Raw genomic sequence first — 23,780 nt, forward strand, 5'->3', positions numbered from 1 at the left:
CCAACCACAATTTGAGAGGCAGCGAAAAATGAGACGTTTAAACCAGTCCTTTTTAGCAATGTGCTTTTGTCCATGTTTTTTATTGGCGGGTGCAGCTAATGCCTCTGTGGTCGAAAAGGCACAAGAATGGCTCAACAAATATTCAGACAGTGACGATACGTTTTCCCTAACTCTCACTAAGAATAAAATTAAGTTCAAAGGCTGCAAACAAAAGCAGTATCAACTTGCATTTAGCCAAAAACTGGCGCCAATGTTTAACGTTGAAGCCATTGTCCATTACAACAAAGGGTTGCTTGACTACGGTGTTATGTCTCAGCGTGTCAGAAGCCACGAATTTGAAGTGGTTAGCTGGTGGGATAGAGGTGATTATCGGTTGGGGTTAAGCCATAAAGTACGCCCCCGTCATGAGATGAGCATTCCGGTTGCCGATACAATTCGTCTGCCTACCAGTACATCAGCAGGCCTTTACGTAGAAATTCCATTCAAGGAAGACAAGCACCTTCTTACTGTTGGAGCTATGAGAGAGTCGTGGGAAAGTGAAGGAGCATCAATGCAATTGCCATGGCGTTCCAGCCGTGACAATCAAGTAAAAGTAGAATACGCCATCACTTTCTAAATGGTGGCGCATAAGGTTGTGTTATCTCACCGCTTTGCCATTCATAAGGCATAAGTAAACTTATAGCTTAAATCTGCTCACTTCAGACGAGAGTTCTTGCGCCAGTTCATCGAGCTTGTCACTCACGCTAACCAATATCTTAGTCGCATTCAGGGTTTCTTCACTTGATGCACTAATGTCATTAATGTTTCGACTGATATCTTCAACCACCGTGGCTTGCTCTTCCGTAGCCGTCGCCACTTGCGTGTTCACATCATTAATGTGAGCAATCTCTTCGGCGATATCTTGAAGCAATTTGTCTATTTCATTGGTTGCGGTTACCACATCGGTTGTGCGTGCTCGACTTGACTCCATTTGCGAAACGGCAGATTTAGAGTCTTGCTGAAACTTATCGATCTTCACCTGTATTTCATCAGTCGCTTGAGCGGCACGTTGTGCAAGTGTTCGCACCTCATCAGCAACGACTGAGAAGCCTCGGCCGTGATCGCCAGCCCGAGCTGCTTCTATAGCAGCATTTAGCGCAAGTAAATTGGTTTGCTCTGAAATACCTCGAATTGTATCGAGGATACCGCCAATGGCTGCGGTGTGTTCATCTAGCGATTGAATAACCCGAGACACATCTTGAATTTGACCCGAAAGACCGTTTATCGCGTGTACTGCACGTTGGGTAATTTCTCGACCGTGAGCGGAATTAGTTGTAGCCATATTCGCATTTTGCGCAGCATGGGTAGCTGACTGGGCTACTTCATTTACCGTACTGCCCATCTCTGTTAACGCGGCTGCCGCCTGTAAGGTTTGATCGCGCTGGCTCTTGGTAGAGTTTTCTGTTTGATGAGACTGCTTCGCAACATCTTGTGCTGACGCCTTTAGTGCGTGACTTGTTTTCGCCACTTGCGAAATGGTGCCGTGAAGGTGATCAATAAAGTTATTGAACCCTTCCACTAATCGGGCAATTTCCTTTTGTTCTGGCATAGGAATACGAGAGCGTAAGTCGCCTTGTCCTCTGCCAAGCTGCTGGAAAACATCGGCTAGTGATTCAAGTGGCTTGGTAAGCGTGCCTGCTAGCCAAATACCAATAAGTGCGAAAGCGCCTGCTATCACCAAAGCCCAAATGATAATCTGGCGACTGCCTGCATTTAGTGATGCGTAAAGCTCATGCTCGGGTACTTGTGCAACCACGTACCAACCGGCTTTCTCCACATAGGTACTGGCAAACAGTTGCGTGTCGCCTGCCGCGTCACTGGTGGCCATAGCAAAGCTCTGACGATTGAGTAGTTGCCCTGATGTGCTTGAATCGCTTATGGACGCTAACTTAGCCTTTCCTAATAACTCGGTATTGGGATGCGCGATAATGGTGCCGTTTCCGTCAACAAGAAAGACAAAGCCGGTTTGCGCAATTTTCACCGCATTGATGATATCTAGCAGCTCATCGACCGATTTAGCGACACCCGACATACCTCTGCCGTTTACTTGCTGGTAATTCGCAAAAAGTCGGTAACCTTGGCCCGGTTCGTTGTATAGGCTTAGTGAAATTGGTTCGCCGCTATTTTTGTAAGCGAAAAACCACCCATCAAATTCATCGTTTTGTAGCACCCGCAAGAAACCATCTTGGTTCCAATATTTGTAGGTGGTTCTGTCTACAAATGAGGCTACCGTTAAATCGTTAAATTCAACGATATTACTTAAATAGCTAAGGAGACGGCGTTCGCCAGCGCTATCTGCGCCTGCCGACGACCAGGCAAGAATGTCGGGGTTAGAAGCAATGCCGTGAGCAACGGTAAGCATTACACTTGCTTCCCTGTCCACTCGGTTACCAACTTGTTTAAGTAATGAAGGAAGCTGAAGTTCTTCCATGTTCTCTTTAACGAGATCACGGGCAATCCATTGGCTAATAGAACCTACAAGAATAGCAGCAGCGAGCACCGCCACAATAAGAGAAATAATGAGTTTTTGTTTTATACTGAAAGTCATGACTTTCGACCACGTAAGTTAATGCTGAAATTTATGATCAAGGGTGACGTGGCATTGCAGGCACAGCAACGTCTGATACTGAGTCCTAGGCGGGTCAGTACTACTCTCTGATTCTTACGCTAGTGCTATTGTTATTTTTAAAGCGCAGACAAGTTATCGACCTTTTCCCTGCAAAGTTTATACTTTTTGCTAGGGCAAAGAGATTGTGAAGCATAATTGACCAATAGGTCAATAGAAAGATGAGGCTTTACAAAAACGTCAGTTACAAAAAAGCCCTCTGCTTTACGAAGAAAACAAGAGGGCCAATGGCGTACTGAAGCTAAATATTTAATTAGCCACAGCTAGGGCCTGTTGCTCTTTGATGTACAGCGAATAACAACAGGACCTAGGAAGGGTAAGGACGTTAACTTACTCTTTGCTTTCCTTAGGAATAGGGAAACCACGGTCACGCATCAATGCGTCTACCTTGGCGTCACGACCACGGAACTTGCGATATGCTTCAGCTGGATCCATTGCGTTACGTACGGCGAATAGATATTTCACTAAGCGATCGCCTACTTCTTTATCGTAGAAACCACCCGGTGCTTCCATAAAGGCTTCTGCTGCGTCAGCAGTAAGAACCTCTGCCCACATGTAGCCGTAATAGGCCGCAGCATAACCTTCACCCGAGAACACGTGACCGAAGTGAGGTGAACGGTGACGCATAACGATTTCTTCTGGCATACCAAGCTTCTTAAGCTCTTCACGCTCAAAAGTATCAGGGTCAATCTTGCTAGGATCGGTAGTATGATACTTCAGGTCCATAATGGCAGAAGCCATGTACTCAGTGGTTTTGAAGCCTTCATTGAAGGTTGAGGCCTTCTTAATCTTCTCAACTAGTTCTGCTGGAATTGGCTCGCCTGTTTCATGGTGAACCAGATAGTTGTTGATTACCTCATCGGTGGTCAACCAGCGCTCTAATAACTGAGACTGGAACTCAGTGTAATCGCGTACGCCAGAATGCGAAGACGGGTATTCTACGTCAGACGCTAAGAAGTGAAGAGCATGACCAAATTCATGGAAGTAGGTTTCAGCATCATCCCACGAAATAAGTGTAGCTTCGCCATCAGCACCTTTCACGAAGTTCGAGTTGTTTGAAGACAATACGGTCTTCTTGCCATCGAACGTGGTGTAAGAGCGATACGTCGTTGCCCAAGCACCAGAGCGTTTACCTTGGCGTGAGAATGGGTCAAGGTACCAAAGACCGATATGCTCACCGCTGTCTTTGTCAGTTACTTCCCATACTTTCACGTCTTCGTGGAAAACGGGTACTTTGCCTTCTTCAACAGGTGTGAAGTTGAAGTTGAACAAGCGACCTGCAACGTAAAACATCGCTTCGCGCAGCTTATCAAGCTGTAAGTACTGCTTTACTTCGTTTGAGTCCAGGTCGTATTTCGCCTGACGCACTTTTTCTGCATAGAAGCGGTAGTCCCAAGGTGCAATAGTGATGTCTGCACCTTCTTCATCGGCAATGGCTTGCATGTCGGCCACTTCTTCTTCAACGCGAGCAATAGCGGCAGGCCATACTTTCATCATCAGATCCATGGCGTTTTCTGGGTTCTTCGCCATACGATCTTCTAAACGCCACTGTGCGTAATTTTCGTAACCCAACAGCTCAACGCGCTCATCTCGAAGGGTTAGGATGCGCTTGATAATGTCATTGTTATCAAAATCGTCGGCATTGTCACCGCGGTTATAATAAGTACGCCATACCTTTTCGCGAAGCTCACGATTGGTTGAGTAGGTCAAGAACGGGTCCATAGACGAACGCGTATTGGTGATCGCGTATTTACCTTCTTCGCCACGAGACTCGGCAGCCGCTTTTGCTGCCTTTACAAATGAGGCAGGTAGGCCGTCAAGCTGGTCTTCAGTAATATAAGTAACGTAGTTTTCTTCGTCTGCTAGCACGTTGTTAGAAAACTTGGTGTGCAGCGTAGCAAGTTCTTGGTTAATTTCAGCATAGCGCTTTTTCGCTTCGCCATCTAACGTCGCACCGTTGCGCGCGAAGCTGTTGTATGTCATCCACGTAATACGCTGTTCTTCTGGCGTGAGCGATTTCAGTTCATCAGACTCGTACACCGTCTTCACTCTTTCAAATAGTTTTTCATTTTGCGTAATTTGAGTGAAGAAAGCTGACAGTTTTGGTGACATCTCGGCCTGAATTTCGCGGAATTCAGGGCTAGACTTGTTTGAGCTCCAAATGCCGTAATACGTGAATACGCGACCAAGCTCTGCACCTGCACGCTCCATTTCAACAATGACGTTTTCAAAGGTTGGTGGCGCTTCGTTATTTGCGATGGCTTCGATCTCTTTAAGATTCAGTTCCATGGCTTTTTCTAGCGCAGGCTTCAAATCTTCCAAATTCATTTTATCGAAAGCAGGCACGCCACCGTACGGGCCTTTAAACTCTTGAAGCAGCACGTTATCAAACTGTGCTTGTTGAGATGTCGCTGTATTTTGTACATCTGTGCTGGTGGTCTCAGGTGCTTTTTGTTCTGAACATGCACCGAGTGCAACCACAACCGCCATAGCGGTGAGTGATGATTTAAATTTACCCATGAGTTTTCCTGTCTGTTTTTATCTATACGTTTTATGACAAAAACCATCTTAAGATAATGTAAAAATAAGTTAAATGCTCTTTAACGTAATTCCTTGCAGCACAGCGGTTTGAAGAGAAATCGCGCTGATATGCAATTCGTCGAAATTGGTCAAATTTTGATTGGCTTTATGCTGGTTGGAAATTACACTGCGCGCGTTCTGAATAGCTGTCTTCCGCAGCTCGTAAACCACTGACTTTTTTACTGTGATCATCATGTTTGAATTACTTCTTCACGCGTTTCCCGTTGCATTCGCTTTGGCTTCCTTTTGGTCGAACACTGAACGTAAATTACTGCTACTGAATTTAGGGTTATGTATTGCTATTGGCTCACTTTTGGTTTTCGAGCAAGCGTGGGGAGGAGCTGTAGTAATTACGGTGGCGGGGCTGAGTACCAGTTATCGTTTAATAAAACAAAAACTTCTGTCTCCTGTGGCAACCTACATTACATTAATCTCTATGATGGTTATTGTGCTGACGGTGAATAACCTAATCGGTAAAACATCGTTAGTTGAAGCTATGCCGGTGTTAACTTTTATGGCGTACCGGTTTGGTGAACTTCACTGTAAGGAAGCGGGTTTAAGGGTATGCATGATTATTGGCTCCATCAACTTCACTGCGTACGGAATAATTACGCAAACGTGGGGATTAGCCATTACTGAAGCCCTGTTTGCAGCCTCGAACCTGTGGTATTACATGAAGCTAAGACGTGCCATGCGCACCAGCCCTGTTTGAAGCGTAAAGTAGTTCATGTCAGACCGATAACTGCACTAACCTAATGACAAGAAAGTGGACGTATTGAAACCGTTGCTTGTATTGAAACCATAGCCGCTTTGTGATTTATTGCGTCTTTAAAGGGAATCAAAATTTCACAGGGAAGACGATGCAACGCAAACCCATCGACAAGGCACTATTTCTTGGTGTTCCAGTATTTCTACTGGCTCTTTTTATTTTAAATATCACTGCAGAAGGTGAAGTTAAACTAGCGGCTACCCTAGGTAGTGTTGGGCTATGTATAGGCTTTTTCTCTTATTTAAGAAGCAGGCGCTTCGGCAATAGATATCCCATTGAAAAATTGATAGAAAAAGATGGTGATTTTGTGGTGTTTCACTTTTTACAGGGACTTGATCGCCAACCCCTCAGGGTGAACGCCAATACTATCTATGCGCTTAATTTTTCTCACCATTACCTTGGAGTCATTTTGGAAAGCGGCAACGGTAAAGGGTTTGACTTTCACTACCCTCATAAGGAAGCCGTAATAAAAGCGAGACTTCAAGAGGTGCTTGGTGATGATGGATTTAACAACGTAAAAAAGAATGTCTAAATAAAGCGAAAAAAGTGTAAAGCAAAAAAAGTGTAGAGCGAAAAAAGTGTAAAGAGAAGCCCGAAAGTAATGTTTACTCGCGGGCTTTTTTTATTTTATCAGTGTAAAAACTTACGCAAACACCACGGTCTTATTTCTGTGAATAATCACGCGGTCTTCTAAGTGGTAGCGCACGCCATGAGCTAATGCCGTTACTTCACAATCTTTACCCTTACGCACCATATCAGCTGCACTGTCGCTGTGACTAATACGCTTAACGCTTTGCTCAATAATAGGGCCTTCATCTAAATCTTTAGTTACGTAGTGACAGGTTGCGCCGATTAGCTTTACGCCGCGATCATAGGCTTGCTGGTATGGCTTAGCGCCTGCGAAGCTGGGTAAGAAGCTGTGGTGAATATTAATGGCTTTGCCTTCCAATTCTTGGCAAAGCGTGTCAGGTAAAATTTGCATAAAGCGGGCAAGCACGGTCAAATCAATTTTGTATTCTTGAAGTAAGGTCGTGATTTGAGCAAAAGCGGTCTCTTTACCTAACGCTTTAAAGTCTACCCAATGAAAAGGGACTTTGTACCAGTCTGCAAACTGTTTCATTTGCGGGTGGTTGCCAATAATCACCGGAATATCACAGTGTAGTTCGCCTGTGTGCCAGCGGTGAAGCAGGTCAACTAAACAGTGAGACTCAAGGCTAGCTAACAGCGCAACGCGCTGCTTTTTGCTAGAGTCGCTCAGCTTCCAGTTCATCTGATATTCGTTAGCAAGTGGGGTGAACTCTTTAACAAAGCTTTGATGATCTAACTTTAGCGAGTCGGTACTAATTTCATGGCGCATGAAAAAGCGGCCAGTCTGTAAATCGGTATGATGGCTGGCTTCAACGATGGTAGCGTTATGGTCGGCTAAAAATTGCGACACGCTGGCAACTAGCCCGATTTGGTCAGGGCAGTCTATAACTAATCTAAATGTTTGTTGCATGTGGGCAGTTTGAATAAAAAAACAGGCTATCTTTTTACCCGTGACGCTAGGCGTTGTAAAGGCTATAGGTAATTTAAAACCAGCTTAAATTGCTATAACTCATAATCACACGAGGTCTTAAGCTGAAAAGGTGCGAGTCAAATGGGCATCAGTTTACCCAAATCAGCACGGTATTGCGTTTGCCTTTACTCGTCGGTTATCCCTCGGCGCAGCTTTTCTCTCACCGACATATTGTGTTTCAACGGCCAAGACTGGCGGATAGGGTAGACTACCCCTTGCGGTGTAGAGACAGACTCAAAAAGGTGAAATGCCGAAACGTGAACGTCTACACTGGGGCTGTAAAGGGGAAGAGGCAAGCTCGACGTAGCCTTTCTGACAAGCGTAACGTGAGGCTTATATTCTCTGCTTTCTACCTCTATTGCCGCCTTGCGGGCTGCTTTTCGCGACAATTTGGCGAGTTCACCTAGCGCCTTTGGCGCATCTGTCGGCGAAGCGAAGAGTATCTTAGGACCGTTCCATAATCCCGTCGCATCGAGGGTTAGAGAAAAGGGTTCGCTCACAAGCTGATCGAGTTCATACACCAACGCTTCGTGCTGCCGATGATTTATCTCACCTAAAAAGCTAAGCGTTATGTGGAAGTTCGCCGCCGGCACTGCGTACGGTTGCGCGGGCCCTTGGCTATTGGTGTGCTCGTAGCGCGCATTGGTAGACTTTCGAGAACGGGTAGACTCGCTTTTTACCCATTGCCGAGGCATAACTTCAGGCAATGCCTGTTGGCGCCAGCTATCTAGAGCAAGTTTTTCTGTGGCGCTAAGATCTAAACCAATAAAGCTTCGCATAGCTTTCCTCCTTCCAATTTGCCCTTTAGCTTGTACATCACGTTAATGTCCAAACAAACTTAAGCTTATCATGGCGCTACCTGCGATTTCCAAAACAAGACGCAAGTATTAAGCTATTTGCCAAATTTAAAAAAATAGCAGTGATGTTCGGGTGCATTGCTCAAATCAGGTACACTATACCCATCAACTTATAACACCTTTATGCCCTTTATGTTACAGCCGTTTTCTCACTTACCCGCTTATGAACTCGTTACGCCGCTTGAAGAAGCTGTAGCCGCTAGCAACGTCATCATAGGGGCTCCTCCGGGCGCGGGAAAGTCCACCGTACTTCCTTTGTCACTGCTGAAATCATCGCTTAAAGGAAAAATATTACTTATGCAGCCACGGCGCGTGGTGGTGAGAAACCTTGCGGACTATTTAGCTAGGCAATTAGATGAAAATGTGGGCGAAACGGTTGGCTATCGCATTAAGGGGGAGTCGAAAACATCGTCTGCCACTCGGCTTGAGATCATAACCGAAGGGGTGCTGACTCGCATGATTCAGCAAGACCCTGAGCTTGCTGGGGTAGCTGCTATTGTATTCGATGAATTTCATGAACGCAGTATTCACAGTGACTTCGGTTTGGCACTAGCGCTTGAAGTACAGTCGGGGCTTCGCGATGACTTACGATTAGTTGTAATGTCGGCTACCTTGGATGTAGCACCCCTTCAAATGTTGCTCAATGCGCATAGCGTACTGCCAGTAGTGAACTTGAATACGCAAGGGCGCATGTTTCCCGTTGACATTCGCTACACACAAGATGTGCAGGCGCATGAGTTAGTACCCAAAACCTGCAATATCATAAAGCAGGCAGTAGGCGAACACGACGGTGATATTTTGGTTTTCCTACCTGGGCGAGGAAGCATTAATGCCGTTGCTAAGGATATAAAAGGCGTTGCTGAGAGTGCGGGCATAGACGTTCACATGCTCTATGGAGCGTTGAGTAAATCTGTGCAACAAGCCGCTATTACGCCAGACCCGCAAGGCAGACGAAAAATCATATTATCTACCAATATTGCTGAAACGAGTCTTACCATTGAAGGCGTGACGGTGGTTATTGATAGCCTATGGGAAAACAGTGCTCAGTATCATCCGTCCAGTGACATAACTGCGCTTACCCAGCAGCGCATTTCGCAAGCATCCGCCATTCAAAGAGCGGGGCGCGCGGGGCGTGTAATGGCCGGAACCTGCTATCGTTTGTGTAGCAAAAGCAGCTTCGAGCGTTTGGCCAAACACAATGCGGCGCAAATTGAAAAGGAAGACTTAAGTAGCTTTTTGCTTGATACCTTAGCCTGGGGCAGTAGCCCAGATACCTTGGCATTGTTGACGAAGCCTACACAAGCGCAGCAACAGGTTGCACAACAAAAGCTTCAGCGGGTTAATGCTATCTCACAATCCAGCATTACTCCCTATGGAAGAGCGCTGGCCCAGTTACCCTGTCAGCCCCATTTAGCCCACTTATTGCTGACCGTTAAACAAGGGATTGATGGACTTAGTGCTGATGACAACGAAGCGCTTCGCCACGCTGCTCCCTTTGTTGTGGCTCTTAGCGAGAGTAATATCAGTGTAGGTGGCGCAACAAATGTCATGGATGCGCTGCTCCACGCCAATAGCAACACGCGCAGTCAGCTTACACAGCAAGCTACCCGTTATGCGCGCTACGTGCAAAATAATGAAGGAAAAGCACAACGCTTTAAGCCTGATATTAACGAACTAGACGAGCAAGCCCTTGGGCTTTGTATCGCTATCGCATTTCCTTTGCAGGTGGGCTATAGGCGCAGTGCGTCAGATAAATCGGCAGAGAGCTCGAATACAACAAATGGTAAGCCTAAGACCGGTATAGTCGAATACAAGCTGGCAAGTGGCAAAGGTGCAGAGCTCACTGCCGCTGGCAGTGCGTCCATTTTTAATGAGAGCGAAAATGGCGATGGACCATGGCTGGCAGTGCTTGATGGGCAGCTGATAAAAAGCACGGTGGCAATACGCTTGGCACAGTCAGTGCCTGAAAGCTGGTTGCGTTTAGCCTTTCCTGACGCGTTCAAAGAAAAGCGCAGCGTTATTCTTAACAGCGATACTGGGGTAATGGAAGCCAGAGTAAGTACGGGCTTTTATGAGATAACGTTAAATAGCATACCGGTTTCTGGACAGGAAAAAAGTCGTGAAAAAGCATTCTGGGATGATGCGTTATGCAACGCATGGTTCGCCTATCTTGATTCACTTCCTCTATCAAGCTGGCCGCTTTCTGACGCAGACTGGCAATGGTGGCGAAGAGTGGCAATGGCTGGGAAGCTCAATTTGCCACAAGACAAAGCCTTCGATGAACCCGATCCGTGGCCGTTGTCATTGAACGCTCTCGTGCACGAGGCCAAAGACAGTTTAGCACCCGTCTTAAAAAACTGTAAAAACATCAAAAACCTTAAGCAGTTACCGTGGAAAACAGCCTTGAATAATGGTCTTTCTTGGCCTCAACAAGATGCCTTAGCCACACTCTTGCCAACTCACGTGACTATTCCAACCGGCAGAGAGGCTAGCCTGGATTATCGCGATAATGGAGATGTGGTGCTGTCGGTCAAAATGCCAGAGTTATATTCTCAAGGCACGCCATTAACGATAGCGGGTGGGCGAATTACCGTTGTATGTGAGCTGCTGTCGCCAGCAGGTAGGCCATTACAAACCACCAGTGATTTAGCCGCCTTTTGGCATGGCAGTTATAAGGAAATACAAAAAGAAATGAAGGGGCGCTATCCAAAACACTTTTGGCCAGATGACCCCGCAAATGCATCGCCGACCAGCAAAACAAAAAAGCATATGTAGCGCGCTGATACGGCTACACGAACCATCGTTTTCAGGTGATTTTTGTTTATTTTAAACAAAAGTAGTATCTATACGCCATTTTCCTATATGCCAGTTTCGTACACAGTATGTTTTTTACGACAGTGGTCGTGCGCTGAAACTTGCGCTAAGTTGGAGTATGAAACCTCACTCTTATTTACAGGTTAAACTACGCAATGAAACTATCTTGTATTGCCACTGCTGCTTTTTTATTTGCTACTTCAATTAACGTTCAAGCTCACGATTTTTGGCTAGAACCCACAGCATATCGTTCTCAAGAACCGAATTCGCTGGCATTGCAGTTTAAAGTGGGTCATAAGGAAGATACCTCTCATTGGAACCTTGCATGGGATAGAATAGTCGCGTTGCGCACCTACTCTTTTGACGGTGTAACTGATATGGCTGCCAGTGTTGTACCTAAAACTTCAATGCTGCCGGGCATGGCAAAAACAACCAAGCTCCCATCCGGTACTCACGTCATAGGGTTTGAAAGCTATCACGCCACAAGCACATTAAAAGCGAAGAAGTTTAATCAGTATGCAAAAGAAGAAGGCTTAACTGAGGTATTGGCGCACCGCGAGGCAAGGGGACAAAACGATATCGCCGGCAAAGAGCTGTACTCTAGAAAGGCGAAAACCATTGTGCAAGTTGGCGATACGGTAACGAACAACGTATTAAAACCCATTGGCCACACATTGGAAATAGTGCCTCTTGAACATCCTTACAAGCTTGCAGGAAACACGCTATCTGTTCAGGTATTATTTAAAGGTAAGCCTTTGAGTAACGCGCTTATCGATGCGTATTCCTTGGTTGATCACAGCGCTAAAGAGCAAGCGGTTAAAACGGATAGTGAGGGCAAGGCGACATTTAAATTTGACGTCGAAGGACCTGTAATTCTGAATACAGTTTGGGGAGTCCCACTTACAAATAGCTCGGCTGCAGATTTCGAAACCTATTTTTCGAGCCTAACGTTTGAGTACTTTCAGTAACCAACAAAGTGAGTGGTTTACACCTTGTAGGCCACTGAAAATACCAAACAGTGAATGCGCGCCAGAAATGGCGCATCATATATGAAATTTAAGAAGTCGTCGTTTCAAGGTCGATATTAAGTGCAGCCATCACTTCAAGTCCTGGGAACCCATCCGCAATCATGTTGTTACTGATTTGGTAATTGCGAATGCCTTCGCGGGTGGCGGGGCCAATAATGCCGTCAGGCTTACCCACATCAAAGCCCAAATCATTCAGCTTGCTTTGAAGGGCAATAATATCTTTGCGATTGTACGCAGGTAGATCAGGTAACGTGGCTTTAATGCCAGACGCGCCAGCGATGCGGTCGGCCAATACACCTACGGCAATGGCATAAAACTCTGAGTTGTTCCAGCGCATAATAACGCGGAAGTTTTTGTAGGCGATAAAGGCAGGGCCGTTGTGACCAGCTGGCACAATAACATAGGCTGTAGTATCGCCTTCGCCCAATTCAGAACCATCAGCTTTTTTCACGCCTTGGGCGTGCCATTCACTGAGAGATTTTCTATTTTTATAGCCTGACTCTTGATAGTCAAAGTTCTCAGGCAGTTGCACTTCACGACCCCAGCGGAAGCTGCGCTCCCAACCCAAGTTGGCAAGAAAGTTTGCCGCAGAAGACAACGCATCTTCTTCACTTGCCCACAAGTTTATTTGTCCGTCGCCATCGCCATCAATAGCGTAGTGGGTATAGGCCGAAGGCATAAATTGGGTGTGCCCCATGGCACCGGCCCACGAGCCAATCATGTCTTCTTTTTGCAGCTTCTCTCGCTCCATTAATTTCACAGCAACAAGAAACTCTTGGGTGAAGTAGGTGCTTCGTCGCTTATCACACGCTAAAGTGGCAAGCGAATCGAGTACCGGCATTTTGCCTTTGTAAGAGCCAAAGTTTGTTTCTAGCCCCCAAAAAGCAAGCAGATAATGAGGAGGCACGCCGTATTTTTCACTTAGCTTATGCAAAAGCTTGTCGTGCTTTGCATACATCTCTTTACCTTTTTCGGTACGCCAGTCGGTAACGCGCTTGCTGAAGTACCCCGGAAAGGTTTGTACAAATTCTGGTTGGCTTCGGTCTAGCTCAATCACACGATCTTGGTGAACAAGACGAGGAAACACATCATCGATAGTCTGCTGGCTAACCCCTTCCTGCTTGGCTTTATCAGCAAGCGCTGCAGTGCAGCTAGCGAATTGTTCATTGGCTAGCGCTGAATTCATTGTCGCACCCGCGAGAAGCAGCGCCATAGACGTGCGAAGTGACGGTCGAAGAAATGAGGCGTAAGACTTGGCCCCTTTAGGCGAACGAGTAGAGAAAAAAGAAGACTTAAATGAAGCTAAGCGCATAGTACGGTTCCTGTGTTACTTGCCAGCATGCTATCGCATTGTGACCGTGAAACGCGAGTAAAATTCATTTTAGTCCTTCAACATATTAGCGCCATGGGACGTTTCAGAAGTATACAAATTCGGAGTGTGCATATTTGGAAACAGTTGTTGAGAGGCGGCCCGAATGGTAATGTTGATACTATTAAAACTAACGTTTTAAAGGCGTTCGTTAAATCCATATCGCAATATGTGCGATGTCATCCTCAATGATCTTCATGGCGTTTTCACGTGGCAAAAAGACAGACAAAAGACAATCCATCTTCAAAAAGTAAAGCATCAAGCAATGGCAAAGGCTCGGCCAAGCGCTCGTGGTTTTTCAAACTGTTTTGGCGAGTCACTCTTATTGGTTTGGTTGTGCTTGGGGCGTATGCCTTCTACCTTGACGCCCAAATTAAGCATGCGTTCTCTGGAAATAAATGGGAAGTTCCCGCGCAGATCTTCGCCCGTCCGTTGGAAATCAGCAAAGGTGAAGAGATAACGCCCCAAGAAGTCATTGATGAGCTTAATTTGCTGGGTTACCGCAAGGTAACCTTTGCCGACAGTAGCGGTGAATACAGCTATCAAAATAAGGTGCTGACTGTACAGCGCCGCGCGTTTCAGTTTCCAGAAGGCGCAGAGCCTTTGCGTCACTTAGTAATAACGTGGGAGGGCGCGCGTATTGGGGAAATTTATGACAAGTCACAAGGTCGCCCTTACGGTTCTGCAAAGCTAGAACCCTGGTTAGTGACGCGCATGACAAGTGGCTCTCAAGAAGACCGTATGCTGGTAACGTTAGACACCATTCCTGAAATGTTGCCAAAAGCGCTAACCCTGGTGGAAGACCGCAATTTTTATAATCACCATGGCGTTGCGCCGCTTTCAATATTGCGGGCTCTAATGGCAAACATTGCAGCCGGACGAACGGTTCAAGGCGGCAGTACGCTAACGCAGCAGCTGGTTAAAAACATGTTTTTAACCCGTGAGCGCTCCATTGTGCGTAAGGCAAAAGAAGCCATTATGGCGGTGATCATTGATGCCCGTTACAGCAAATCAGAAATTATTGAAGCGTACTTAAACGAAGTGTTTTTGGGGCAAAATGGCGATATGGCCGTACATGGTTTTGGACTTGCCAGCTATTTCTATTTTGACCGACCAGCTAACGAGCTAAGTACGCCCGAAATAGCCACGTTGGTTGCTATTATTAAAGGCCCATCTTATTACAACCCACGCAAATATGCTGAGCGCACGAAAGAGCGTCGTGATTTAGTGCTGCGCATGCTGTTTGATGAAAATGAAATTAGTCGTCAAGACTACGAACGTTTTGTGAATATGCCGTTAGGGCTCGCCAGTGGGGCGAGCCTAGCAAGCGGTAAACACCCTGCTTTCATGGAGCAGGTTCGTCGGGAACTCAATGAAATTCTGGCTGAGCCTAGCTTAAGAGATTCGGGCGTAAAAGTGTTTACAACACTTGATATCGTAGCCCAGCGCCGCGCTGAAAGTGCATTGTCGGGTACGCTAGACGGTTTGCAAAAAGACAGGAAAGTGCCATTACAGGGCGCAATGGTAGTCACAGATAGTGCAAGTGGTGAAGTACGCGCCATCGTTGGCGGAAAAGACTTTGCGTTCAAAGGCTTTAACCGAGCACTAGACGCAAAACGCCCTATAGGCTCGTTGATTAAACCTGCGGTTTACTTAACCGCACTAGAAGATCCTACACAATTTAACCTGGCAACGCCGCTTAAAGACGAGCCCATTACCCTTGAAAGTCGAAATGGAAAAACCTGGTCCCCGCAAAACTACGATAAAGAATTCAGAGGCCAGGTGCCTTTACTTCAAGGGCTAGTCGAGTCTTTAAATATACCTACGGTTAATTTAGGCATGCAGATAGGGCTTGATGCGCTAGCCGATACGATAGAGCGATTAGGGGTAACCACCCCCGTAGATAAAGTACCGTCGTTGACCCTTGGTGCTTTTGAATTGACACCATTTAGTACAAACCAAATGTACCAGACCTTATCAAATGATGGGCGTTACATACCTCTTCATACGGTGACTTCTGTAGTAACAGCAGATAACGCGCTGCTTTGGAAAAAGGCGGAGTTTTTTGCTCAGCGCACCGATGAAGCAGCAACCTATTTGCTCAACTATGCCTTGTATAAAGTAACCACCGAAGGTACTGCGAAGCGCATCGGTTGGAATTTTGGGAATGTGAATATGGCTGGCAAAACGGGCACCACAGACGATTACCGCGATAGCTGGTTTAGTGGCTTCGATAGAAACAATGTGGTTACGGTTTGGGTAGGCAATGATGACAACCAACCGGTTAATTTGACCGGTGCAGGTGGGGCCTTGCCCGTCTTTATAAACTACATGAAATCTCAGTCACCCAAGTCATTATCAAGGCGTTTCCCAAAAGGCTTAGGCATTGCACATTTTGACGCCAAGACCGGCGCGGTTGTGGTTGCAGGATGTGCTGGGAGTTTAAGCGTACCGGCTATTTTGGATGTGCTTCCTCCACCTCAACAAGATTGTTCAGGCCGTCCTGTAGACAAAGACAGCGACAAGGATGATAAAAGCTGGTGGGAACGGATATTCGGATGAAAAAAACTCCAGTAAGAAGATAGAAAACACAATCACTTGGCTGGGATACAGTCCGTGCTTTCTATCTCCCTCTGGAGTAAAAGGCCCAGGGAAGGCAAATCTTTTAGCGGTAGTCGGTTAGGTTCCTATTTGTTTTTATTGCGTTTTCAGTGACCTTTCTGAAGGAATAGGCGCGCTGTTGAAAACACCAGCGCACTGACTACAAACGCAATAACCGGTCCGAGTACCACCATAAATAAGGTTGCGGCGGTTAACATGTGCATTCTCCTTATGCGTCGTTATCGTCTGAGCTGATAGGCTCAATCGGCGTAATAGTGATGTCAGCAACCAATGCATTTGCTTCTTCTACTTCTGGCTCAAACGTATGGCTTGCAGTTAACACGTCATAAGTCACGCCTAGGTCCAAGTTCTGCTTTACGTCATGCATGGCGCTTTCAACGATAAAATCTGTATGCGAAACAATGTTGTTCTGAGTGTCGTCAGCGAACGCTGATGCGCCCAATACGCTAGTTGCTAAAGTTAGTGCAGTGAAAGTTTTGCGACCGATAAACATAGTAATCTCCAAAAATTAAGTTAGACACTGCACTTGAACATACTGCGTGGCAGCTATCATGTTGCTAAAGGTTTCGATAATAAGTCGTTATCAATTAACAATTAGTTTATAGCGAGGGATGTGCCAACTCGTAAAAATAAGGTAAGTATATGAATTTAGTAAATTTTAACTTTTGATAAAAAATGAAGGTGGAATTGGGGGATTAAAGAAATACTAAAATTTAGCGAATTTAATGTAGAGGTGGTCAAAATGACTAACGCAAATTTTTTAACACTTGCGCAGCGACACTGGTGACCATGAGAAAGGTCAGAAATAGGGGCGCTAGTCTATAAAGAAGAGCGGCGCCGCCAATGTATAAAAGAGTGAATAGGTCTAGGACGCTTTACTTCTCAATTGTGAAACCATTGTCACTACTAGCGCAATGATCACACCAGCAGCAATACCAACAACACCATCAGCAAGTATAGACATAACCAGCGATGCGTCTGGAATAAGTGCGGTAAACCAGTCGGTAATAACGTGCAAAAAGCCAACGCTGTGGGTGAGGATGCCACCACCGACTAAAAACATAGCAACAGTGCCTACAACCGCAAGGGTTTTCATTAATGCGGGGGCGGCAACTAATAACGCTCTGCCAATAAATCGTTGAAGGGTGTTCATTGAACCTGTTAACGACTTGCGAAGCATGTAAAGCCCAACATCGTCCATTTTAACTAGTGCCGCTACCAGCCCATAAACGCCAAGGGTAATGGCTAAGCTTAATGCTACTAGCACACCAATTTGCGTAGTAAGTGTTGCATCGGTCACAGTACCTAATGCAATAACAATGATTTCAGCAGATAGTATGAAGTCGGTGCGTATAGCGCCTTTAATTTTATCTTTCTCAAACGCTACCATATCCACATCTTCGTGGGTAAGCGCTTCTATTCTGGCTTCTCGTGTTTTCTCTTCATCTTCGTGGGGAAGGTATTTGTGCAGCAGTTTTTCTGCACCTTCAAAACATAAATATAACCCGCCCAGTACCAAAAGGACGGTTATAAGTGAGGGCACAAAAGCACTGATGGCTAATGCCGCAGGAACCAATATTGCTTTATTAATAAGTGAGCCTTTTGCTACTGCCCATACAACAGGTAGCTCTCGGTCTGCTTTAACGCCTTGGACCTGGTCGGCGTTTACCGCTAAATCGTCGCCCAAGACGCCCGCTGTTTTTTGCGCCGCGACTTTCGACATGGTTGCGATGTCGTCCATTAACGTTGCTATATCATCAAGTAGGGCAAGTAAGTTAGCTGCGGCCACGTCGAATATCCTTTGTTATGTATTACAGTTAGAGTAATCCCCAGTAAATAGCAGCTTAGCGTACTTAAAACATGGGTAATATACAATCAGGAATAATGCCGATAAATCACGGTTCTTTTTAGGCAGTTTTCAGGGCTATCTCCAACAGAAAAGGCGAAATCAGAGGAAGTGTGAGTTGAGAAGAGCACGCTCGTGCTCTTCTCATGTTGAAGTTAATTACCCCAAATGTTGTTTACCAGTTCTGGATGATCAACGAAAGGGTTTCGATTGTTCTGGAAATTGAAGGCAGCGTCATTCCTATCGATTTCCTTTTGGCTTACAGGGTCTTGAGAATGCCAGCTTAAAAGCAGAGTTAAGAACCAGCTTTCAAATACTTGATCACTCGTACCATTCAACACTGCGTCGCCATAGGTGCTATTCGTTTCCCAATTTGCAATGACGTTTTCATAACGTGTCGCCATGTAGAAATACGCTCTAGCGAAGTCACCTTTGAACTCGTCGATGGGCTCAAAAACTGTGCCTGTATAACCAGAAGCAGAAGAGCCAGCGCCCAGTTTGGAACCATTCGATGACGTATAAGTAGCACTTGCGACATCACCGTACGGATAGCTACTTCGGCGACCGTTAACGTAGCCGTCGGTTGCAAAAACGTGATGAACATCAGTATTCATCGGCGAGACTGCACCGCCAAACCAGCTGCGCGGGAAGGCGTGTTCGCGGTTATAGCAACTGCCTTCTCCACTATAGCTGCCACACTGGTCAGAACCAGCCGTGTAGCTGTAAGCGTCACTACCATTTGGGTTTTCTGAATACATGTCCAAAATGGAGCCGTCATTTTCATAGTAGCTGTCGCTTGTGTATGAAATATAGAATGTCCAAAGGTCGCCATAGCTTTGTGTATTATGATTTTTGATAATGTTGTAAAGCTCGGTTTTTAACGTATAGCCTGACAGACCGTTGGCACTTGCATAGTAACCAGTGAGTTCTGATGAACCACCACCACTGCCACCGCCACTCGTTGTGCCAACGCTAAAGCTGGTGCTTTCACTCGCGCCGAAAGAGCCGCCATTAGCAACAGACACGCCCTCTATTAGCAAGTTATAGCTGCCAGAGCCATAGGAGCAGCAGATTCCATCGCCATAGGCATCACTAATGGTAAAGGTATATTCTCCATCAGTAAGGCAAACCGCTTCAGTATAACTTTGGTTGCTAGCGTAGCTGCTGCCAGAGGCTTCAACTTGGTTGTTTGCGTTAGTTATTTGCCAACTGGTTTCACTGCCGTAATTGTCGGTAGTTAAGTTCAAAACGCCTGAATGGCTTGCACACGAACTTCCACCACCGTTATTGCCACCTGACCCAAGCGTAGTCGGCTCGAATGCGTCTACATAGACGGTTTCTGACCCATCAAAGCCAGTCTGATCATAAAAGCGTAACCCCACCTCAATCTCTTTTGACGCTGTAGCGGAATAAGAGAAAGTAAGCTGTTGCCAGTTTCCGGTTAAGCTGTTGTCAGAATAACCTTGATAACCGTCTACATATAGGCGTGCTTTTACAGCACCTTCAGTGTGATATAGCCTCACTGAAAATTCATAATTTTGACCGGCGGTTACATTGATTGTCTGACGGAAGTCAGTTGAACCTTGTGTTGTCGTATTGACGGTAACTGCAGCAGACTTGCTTCCCGAGAATGAGTAGACCGAGTTTTCAGCTACACTAATGCCGGAGTCGATAGTTGACCATGAATTAGGTGCGCCAGACGTCCATGTTTCAAAGTCTCCATTGGAGACCTGACCCATGGCGATAGCGGGTAAAAACGCACCTGCCAAGCCGACTATTTGACGTAAGTTTATATTCATTTATTTTCCGTTATTGTCTTTATTTTAAATGTATATTTATTCCTTAAACGTAGTGTTCGACGCCTTCCTAGGCGTATCAAATATTGCACGTATTTGTGACAAAATGAATAAAAGTGCTTAATCTAACGGCAGAGAGTACTGAGTTAACGGCAAGGAAATAGATGCAAATAAACGGTGAGTTAGGCAAAAGATCAGTACTACCTATTATGGACTGTTGGGAGCAATAAAATGACTGACAGCCCAATTCCATCGCTATCCGTACGCTCATATACGAAGCAAACGTGCCGCCATAAACACAACTACTTTCAGTTAGTGCTGCCCATCAACGGACATATCTTGATAGAAATCGATAATTTTAGCGGGCGGGTAGGCGTAGGCGAAGGCGTATGCATAGCGCCGAATGAGGTCCATTATTTTAGCGCTAACGAACTGTCAAAATTTATTGTGGCGGACTTGGAGTATGTGCCAGTTAATTTAAATGACAGGTTGCACCCGATATTTCAGGTAACGTCCGCATTACAGGCGTTTTTATCGTTTGTAGAGATTCAAATTAGCCAGTTTGCTGACCAAGGCCATGAAGAAATACTGGCGCTATTTTTAACCTTGCTAGAAACATCCTTGAAAGGATGCAGCATGGATAAGCGAATGACTCCTGTATTAAGCCATATTCATCGCGACCTTGCCCGAGGCTTTACACAGGTGGAGTTAGCACGGATAGCCTGCATGGGAACAACGCAATTCAAAACACGCTTTAAAGAAGCCACCGGGCATAGTTTACGAGATTACCTTGTAAAAGTGAGGATGGAAAAGGCCAAAGCACTACTTAGAAATACCGATACACCAATGTTGGGTATAGCTCAGCTAACAGGGTATGAAGATGTTGCAGCATTCAGTCGCCGGTTCAAAGCGTATTTCGGGCGACCCCCTAAGTTTTTCAAAAGAAAGTGACTGTGATAAGGGCTTACCTCACATGACGGTAAATCGTTGATAGAGACAACTAGTTAATCTCTTCGTCTTTAGGAAGTTTATTGACTCTGGCTTCTATAAAACGTTTGTGGTCGTCCATTTTGGTGCATTCTAAGGTTCCACCAGCAATTCCACTCAATATCGCCAAAGTTTTATTGGTCGTACTGCTACAGTTTACGCGTTTTGAAGGGCGTCGATTTTCATTAGCTTGTATTTGCTGTGAGCTTGGCCCGCTAAGCACAGGACTATTTTTACGCTCTTGAAATGCTTTTGCTGCTTGTTCTGCGTCTTCAGCGACTTTGTCACTGTGATACTTTTCAAAATAGAGGGCGGCGCCATCTTTTACCGACAGATTCAACGAGCCTGCGCGCCGATTTGCGTCTTTTGATAAAGTGGGCGACGGCAGTGTACTAGTCGGCTTACTTTCAATGGGTACCTGCTGTGTATCGGGCTCAGCATTTTTCTGCTGCTTGGGCGCAGGGCTTTCTACAATTTCATTCTTACTATCAAGTGCTTCAGTCGCTTTGGTTGCGTCAGGCTTCAACTCAATTTCTTGCCTTTTAGGGGAAACATCGATTGGTTTAGTTTCTTGTGGTTTAGCTTGGGCAGAAGGGCGTGGAACGGGGGGATAGTACAGTCTGGCGCTTATCTCCGGCGTTCGCTCCAAAACATTTACTCGTGCTTTTTGGTTGTTGATGCCCATTTGAGAAAGTATGACCACTACGATGACCCCAAACACATGTGCACAGCCCGAAATTAATAGTGGGCGCCACGCCATTTTCTTTGCAACGGAATGGTGTTCAATGCTGCGCTCAGGCGCAAAGAAAGATGGGGTGATAGTCGTCATAGTAAACAACAGACCATGGGCCCTATCGAATAGTTCCATCCTAATTTCATCGCACTTTTTAGTCCTCTCACCTTACCGCAACCTCATACCGCTTCAAAATTGGGCAAATTTTTAACAGTGCACCATTAGTGTGCATTATTTTTGTGCGTTCATGAAGCGTTTGCTTGTATGTATTTGATTTATTTGGCTAATCATTTGTGGCATGGCTCTTGGTTTATCTTCCCATAGTTGGAAACACGACCATAAATCACAGAATAACCAAAACAAACTGGGAGCAACTCATGAAACTAGTCACAGCGATCATCAAGCCGTTCAAGCTAGATGATGTTCGTGAAGCCATTTCAGAAATCGGTATCGACGGTTTGACCGTGACCGAAGTGAAGGGCTTTGGACGTCAAAAAGGACACACTGAACTTTACCGCGGAGCGGAATATCAGGTGGATTTTCTACCTAAAGTCAAACTGGAAATTGCTGTTCAGGATGATCAAGTAGAGCGCCTGGTAGAAGCCATCGTTGGCGCTGCCAAAACAGGCAAAATTGGAGACGGCAAGGTGTTTGTTTACGACCTTGAACACGCCGTTCGTATTCGAACTGGTGAGTCGGATAGCGACGCGCTGTAAGCCACAACGATATATTTGCGGAGAAAACCATAATGGAAATCACTTTTGAACTTGGGTATGCGCTAGATACCTTTTATTTTCTAATCTGCGGTGCACTGGTTATGTGGATGGCTGCAGGTTTTGCGATGCTTGAAGCAGGTCTTGTTCGAGCGAAAAACACCACAGAAATTCTAACTAAAAACGTGGCGCTATTCGCTATCGCTTGCACTATGTACATGATTTGCGGTTACGGCATTATGTACGGTGGCGGCGACTGGGGTCCATTCCTAAGCGGTATCATGGCTGATGGCGCAACAGGTGTCGCTGAAGAGCCAGCAACATATGCACCTTCTGCTGACTTCTTCTTCCAAGTAGTATTTGTTGCAACAGCAATGTCTATCGTATCTGGTGCGGTAGCTGAGCGTATGAAGCTTTGGGCATTCCTAGCATTCGCAGTTGTTATGACGGGCTTCATCTACCCAATGGAAGGTGCTTGGACATGGGGCGGCGAAGCAGTATTCGGTATGTATACGCTTGGCGACCTTGGTTTCTCTGACTTTGCAGGTTCAGGTATTGTTCACATGGCTGGTGCAGCTGCTGCTCTTGCTGGTGTTCTTGTGCTTGGTGCTCGTAAGGGTAAATACACCGCTGACGGTAAAGTAAACGCGATTCCAGGTGCAAACTTACCGCTTGCAACTTTAGGTACATTTATCCTGTGGATGGGTTGGTTTGGCTTCAACGGCGGTTCAGTACTGGCTACTGCAACTGTTGAAAGTGCAAACTCAGTAGCGATTGTATTTATGAACACAAATGCTGCAGCTGCTGGTGGTGCAATTGCTGCACTTATCGTAGCACGCATTCTATTCGGTAAAGCTGACCTAACTATGGTACTTAACGGTGCACTAGCCGGTCTTGTGGCTATTACAGCAGAGCCTTCAACACCTACACCATTACAAGCTACTTTGTTCGGCGGCCTTGGTGGTATTTTAGTAGTGCTTAGCATTGTTGCACTAGACAAGCTTAAGATTGACGATCCAGTGGGCGCAATTTCAGTTCACGGCGTGGTAGGTCTTCTAGGTCTTATCCTTGTACCTTTCACTAACGATGGTTCAAGCATCTCTGGTCAGCTAATTGGTGCAGCGACTATCTTTGTATGGGTATTCGTAGTGAGCCTAGTGGTATGGCTAGTGATTAAAGCGGTTATGGGTGTACGTGTGAGCGAAGAAGAAGAATTCGACGGCGTAGACATGAGCGAATGTGGTCTGGAAGCATACCCAGACTTCACAAGCAGCCGTTCGTAAGAGAGTCTCGATTAGGCAACGAAACAACAATAACAATAATGCCTTATTACTTCGTTTAAGCCCCGCTAATGCGGGGCTTTTTTCGTTGTGCGCCGGGCATGGCGCGTAGTGCGAAAGCACTGTCCGACTCATTGTGGTGGTGAGTCGATGACTTGGAGGT

At 45.9% G+C, this 23,780-nt stretch carries 19 protein-coding genes; 9 read left to right on the forward strand and 10 right to left on the reverse strand.

Features of this window, described 5'->3' with window-relative positions; translation table 11 throughout:
- Positions 1-28 precede the first annotated feature (28 nt).
- On the forward strand, positions 29-616 hold the full coding sequence (locus WA381_RS18630) for a hypothetical protein (protein WP_014947986.1): 588 nt from the start codon (positions 29-31) through the stop codon (positions 614-616).
- Positions 617-676: 60 nt separating this feature from the next.
- Here WA381_RS18630 and WA381_RS18635 read toward each other — a convergent pair whose 3' ends face one another.
- The 3 genes from WA381_RS18635 to WA381_RS18645 form a co-directional block, all read right to left on the reverse strand.
- Positions 677-2,587 (reverse strand): methyl-accepting chemotaxis protein, encoded by a 1,911-nt coding sequence (locus tag WA381_RS18635; protein ID WP_061439211.1) that lies wholly within the window; start codon positions 2,585-2,587, stop codon positions 677-679.
- A gap of 408 nt (positions 2,588-2,995) precedes the next feature.
- Complete coding sequence (locus WA381_RS18640; protein WP_156085815.1) at positions 2,996-5,185, reverse strand: M3 family metallopeptidase; 2,190 nt, start codon at positions 5,183-5,185, stop codon at positions 2,996-2,998.
- 69 nt (positions 5,186-5,254) lie between these two features.
- Positions 5,255-5,440 carry a hypothetical protein gene (locus WA381_RS18645; protein WP_014975451.1) on the reverse strand — a complete coding sequence of 62 codons (186 nt, stop codon included), beginning with the start codon at positions 5,438-5,440 and terminating at the stop codon, positions 5,255-5,257.
- On the opposite strand from WA381_RS18645, the gene WA381_RS18650 reads away from it, so the two are divergent.
- Positions 5,439-5,957, forward strand: coding sequence for a YgjV family protein (locus tag WA381_RS18650; protein WP_156085816.1), 519 nt, complete (start codon positions 5,439-5,441; stop codon positions 5,955-5,957). The two genes, WA381_RS18645 and WA381_RS18650, sit on opposite strands and share 2 nt — an antisense overlap.
- A gap of 148 nt (positions 5,958-6,105) precedes the next feature.
- Entirely contained in the window at positions 6,106-6,546 is a 441-nt protein-coding gene (locus WA381_RS18655) for a hypothetical protein (protein WP_039225121.1), read from the forward strand.
- Between the two features lie 111 nt (positions 6,547-6,657).
- On the opposite strand, the gene purU is transcribed toward WA381_RS18655, so the two are convergent.
- Positions 6,658-7,512 (reverse strand): formyltetrahydrofolate deformylase, encoded by an 855-nt coding sequence (purU, locus tag WA381_RS18660; RefSeq protein WP_156085817.1) that lies wholly within the window; start codon positions 7,510-7,512, stop codon positions 6,658-6,660.
- A gap of 185 nt (positions 7,513-7,697) precedes the next feature.
- Positions 7,698-8,351: an RNA 2',3'-cyclic phosphodiesterase gene (gene thpR / locus WA381_RS18665; protein ID WP_156085818.1), complete on the reverse strand. Its 654-nt coding sequence runs from the start codon at positions 8,349-8,351 to the stop codon at positions 7,698-7,700.
- A 156-nt stretch (positions 8,352-8,507) separates the two neighbouring features.
- On the opposite strand from thpR, the gene hrpB reads away from it, so the two are divergent.
- Together hrpB and WA381_RS18675 are read left to right on the forward strand one after the other, a co-directional pair.
- On the forward strand, positions 8,508-11,204 hold the full coding sequence (gene hrpB, locus WA381_RS18670) for an ATP-dependent helicase HrpB (RefSeq protein WP_156085819.1): 2,697 nt from the start codon (positions 8,508-8,510) through the stop codon (positions 11,202-11,204).
- A gap of 194 nt (positions 11,205-11,398) precedes the next feature.
- On the forward strand, positions 11,399-12,211 hold the full coding sequence (locus tag WA381_RS18675) for a DUF4198 domain-containing protein (protein WP_156085820.1): 813 nt from the start codon (positions 11,399-11,401) through the stop codon (positions 12,209-12,211).
- 88 nt (positions 12,212-12,299) lie between these two features.
- On the opposite strand, the gene WA381_RS18680 is transcribed toward WA381_RS18675, so the two are convergent.
- Positions 12,300-13,583, reverse strand: a complete 1,284-nt coding sequence (locus WA381_RS18680; RefSeq protein ID WP_156085821.1) for a lytic murein transglycosylase — start codon at positions 13,581-13,583, stop codon at positions 12,300-12,302.
- A gap of 267 nt (positions 13,584-13,850) precedes the next feature.
- Between WA381_RS18680 and mrcB the strand changes: the two genes are divergently transcribed.
- Positions 13,851-16,202: a penicillin-binding protein 1B gene (gene mrcB, locus WA381_RS18685; protein ID WP_014975459.1), complete on the forward strand. Its 2,352-nt coding sequence runs from the start codon at positions 13,851-13,853 to the stop codon at positions 16,200-16,202.
- 268 nt (positions 16,203-16,470) lie between these two features.
- Here the strand turns inward: mrcB and WA381_RS18690 are convergent, their stop codons facing one another.
- From WA381_RS18690 to WA381_RS18700, 3 genes are all read right to left on the reverse strand, one after another.
- The gene (locus WA381_RS18690; RefSeq protein WP_014975460.1) at positions 16,471-16,755 is read right to left on the reverse strand and encodes a hypothetical protein; all 285 of its coding nucleotides are present in this window, start codon (positions 16,753-16,755) and stop codon (positions 16,471-16,473) included.
- Positions 16,756-17,127: 372 nt separating this feature from the next.
- Positions 17,128-18,051: a DUF808 domain-containing protein gene (locus tag WA381_RS18695; RefSeq protein ID WP_156085822.1), complete on the reverse strand. Its 924-nt coding sequence runs from the start codon at positions 18,049-18,051 to the stop codon at positions 17,128-17,130.
- A gap of 212 nt (positions 18,052-18,263) precedes the next feature.
- Positions 18,264-19,907, reverse strand: a complete 1,644-nt coding sequence (locus tag WA381_RS18700; RefSeq protein ID WP_156085823.1) for an endonuclease — start codon at positions 19,905-19,907, stop codon at positions 18,264-18,266.
- 228 nt (positions 19,908-20,135) lie between these two features.
- On the opposite strand from WA381_RS18700, the gene WA381_RS18705 reads away from it, so the two are divergent.
- Positions 20,136-20,855, forward strand: coding sequence for an AraC family transcriptional regulator (locus WA381_RS18705; protein ID WP_014975463.1), 720 nt, complete (start codon positions 20,136-20,138; stop codon positions 20,853-20,855).
- A 49-nt stretch (positions 20,856-20,904) separates the two neighbouring features.
- On the opposite strand, the gene WA381_RS18710 is transcribed toward WA381_RS18705, so the two are convergent.
- The gene (locus WA381_RS18710) at positions 20,905-21,759 is read right to left on the reverse strand and encodes a hypothetical protein (protein WP_156085824.1); all 855 of its coding nucleotides are present in this window, start codon (positions 21,757-21,759) and stop codon (positions 20,905-20,907) included.
- Between the two features lie 242 nt (positions 21,760-22,001).
- On the opposite strand from WA381_RS18710, the gene glnK reads away from it, so the two are divergent.
- Entirely contained in the window at positions 22,002-22,340 is a 339-nt protein-coding gene (glnK, locus tag WA381_RS18715) for a P-II family nitrogen regulator (RefSeq protein WP_012516988.1), read from the forward strand.
- Between the two features lie 32 nt (positions 22,341-22,372).
- Complete coding sequence (locus WA381_RS18720; RefSeq protein ID WP_014948004.1) at positions 22,373-23,620, forward strand: ammonium transporter; 1,248 nt, start codon at positions 22,373-22,375, stop codon at positions 23,618-23,620.
- Positions 23,621-23,780: the final 160 nt, after the last annotated feature.

The sequence above is a fragment of the Alteromonas sp. CH_MED4-4 genome (genome assembly GCF_037029575.1).
Lineage (GTDB): Bacteria > Pseudomonadota > Gammaproteobacteria > Enterobacterales > Alteromonadaceae > Alteromonas > Alteromonas macleodii.

Excerpts from the sequence above, each read along its gene's own strand:
- WA381_RS18630 (WP_014947986.1), top strand. The coding sequence starts at position 29 with ATGAGACGTTTAAACCAGTCCTTTTTAGCAATGTGCTTTTGTCCATGT.
- WA381_RS18635 (WP_061439211.1), bottom strand. The coding sequence starts at position 2,587 with ATGACTTTCAGTATAAAACAAAAACTCATTATTTCTCTTATTGTGGCG.
- WA381_RS18640 (WP_156085815.1), bottom strand. The coding sequence starts at position 5,185 with ATGGGTAAATTTAAATCATCACTCACCGCTATGGCGGTTGTGGTTGCA.
- WA381_RS18650 (WP_156085816.1), top strand. The coding sequence starts at position 5,439 with ATGTTTGAATTACTTCTTCACGCGTTTCCCGTTGCATTCGCTTTGGCT.
- WA381_RS18645 (WP_014975451.1), bottom strand. The coding sequence starts at position 5,440 with ATGATGATCACAGTAAAAAAGTCAGTGGTTTACGAGCTGCGGAAGACA.
- WA381_RS18655 (WP_039225121.1), top strand. The coding sequence starts at position 6,106 with ATGCAACGCAAACCCATCGACAAGGCACTATTTCTTGGTGTTCCAGTA.
- purU (WP_156085817.1), bottom strand. The coding sequence starts at position 7,512 with ATGCAACAAACATTTAGATTAGTTATAGACTGCCCTGACCAAATCGGG.
- thpR (WP_156085818.1), bottom strand. The coding sequence starts at position 8,351 with ATGCGAAGCTTTATTGGTTTAGATCTTAGCGCCACAGAAAAACTTGCT.
- WA381_RS18675 (WP_156085820.1), top strand. The coding sequence starts at position 11,399 with ATGAAACTATCTTGTATTGCCACTGCTGCTTTTTTATTTGCTACTTCA.
- WA381_RS18680 (WP_156085821.1), bottom strand. The coding sequence starts at position 13,583 with ATGCGCTTAGCTTCATTTAAGTCTTCTTTTTTCTCTACTCGTTCGCCT.
- WA381_RS18690 (WP_014975460.1), bottom strand. The coding sequence starts at position 16,755 with ATGTTTATCGGTCGCAAAACTTTCACTGCACTAACTTTAGCAACTAGC.
- WA381_RS18700 (WP_156085823.1), bottom strand. The coding sequence starts at position 19,907 with ATGAATATAAACTTACGTCAAATAGTCGGCTTGGCAGGTGCGTTTTTA.
- WA381_RS18705 (WP_014975463.1), top strand. The coding sequence starts at position 20,136 with ATGACTGACAGCCCAATTCCATCGCTATCCGTACGCTCATATACGAAG.
- WA381_RS18710 (WP_156085824.1), bottom strand. The coding sequence starts at position 21,759 with ATGGAACTATTCGATAGGGCCCATGGTCTGTTGTTTACTATGACGACT.
- glnK (WP_012516988.1), top strand. The coding sequence starts at position 22,002 with ATGAAACTAGTCACAGCGATCATCAAGCCGTTCAAGCTAGATGATGTT.
- WA381_RS18720 (WP_014948004.1), top strand. The coding sequence starts at position 22,373 with ATGGAAATCACTTTTGAACTTGGGTATGCGCTAGATACCTTTTATTTT.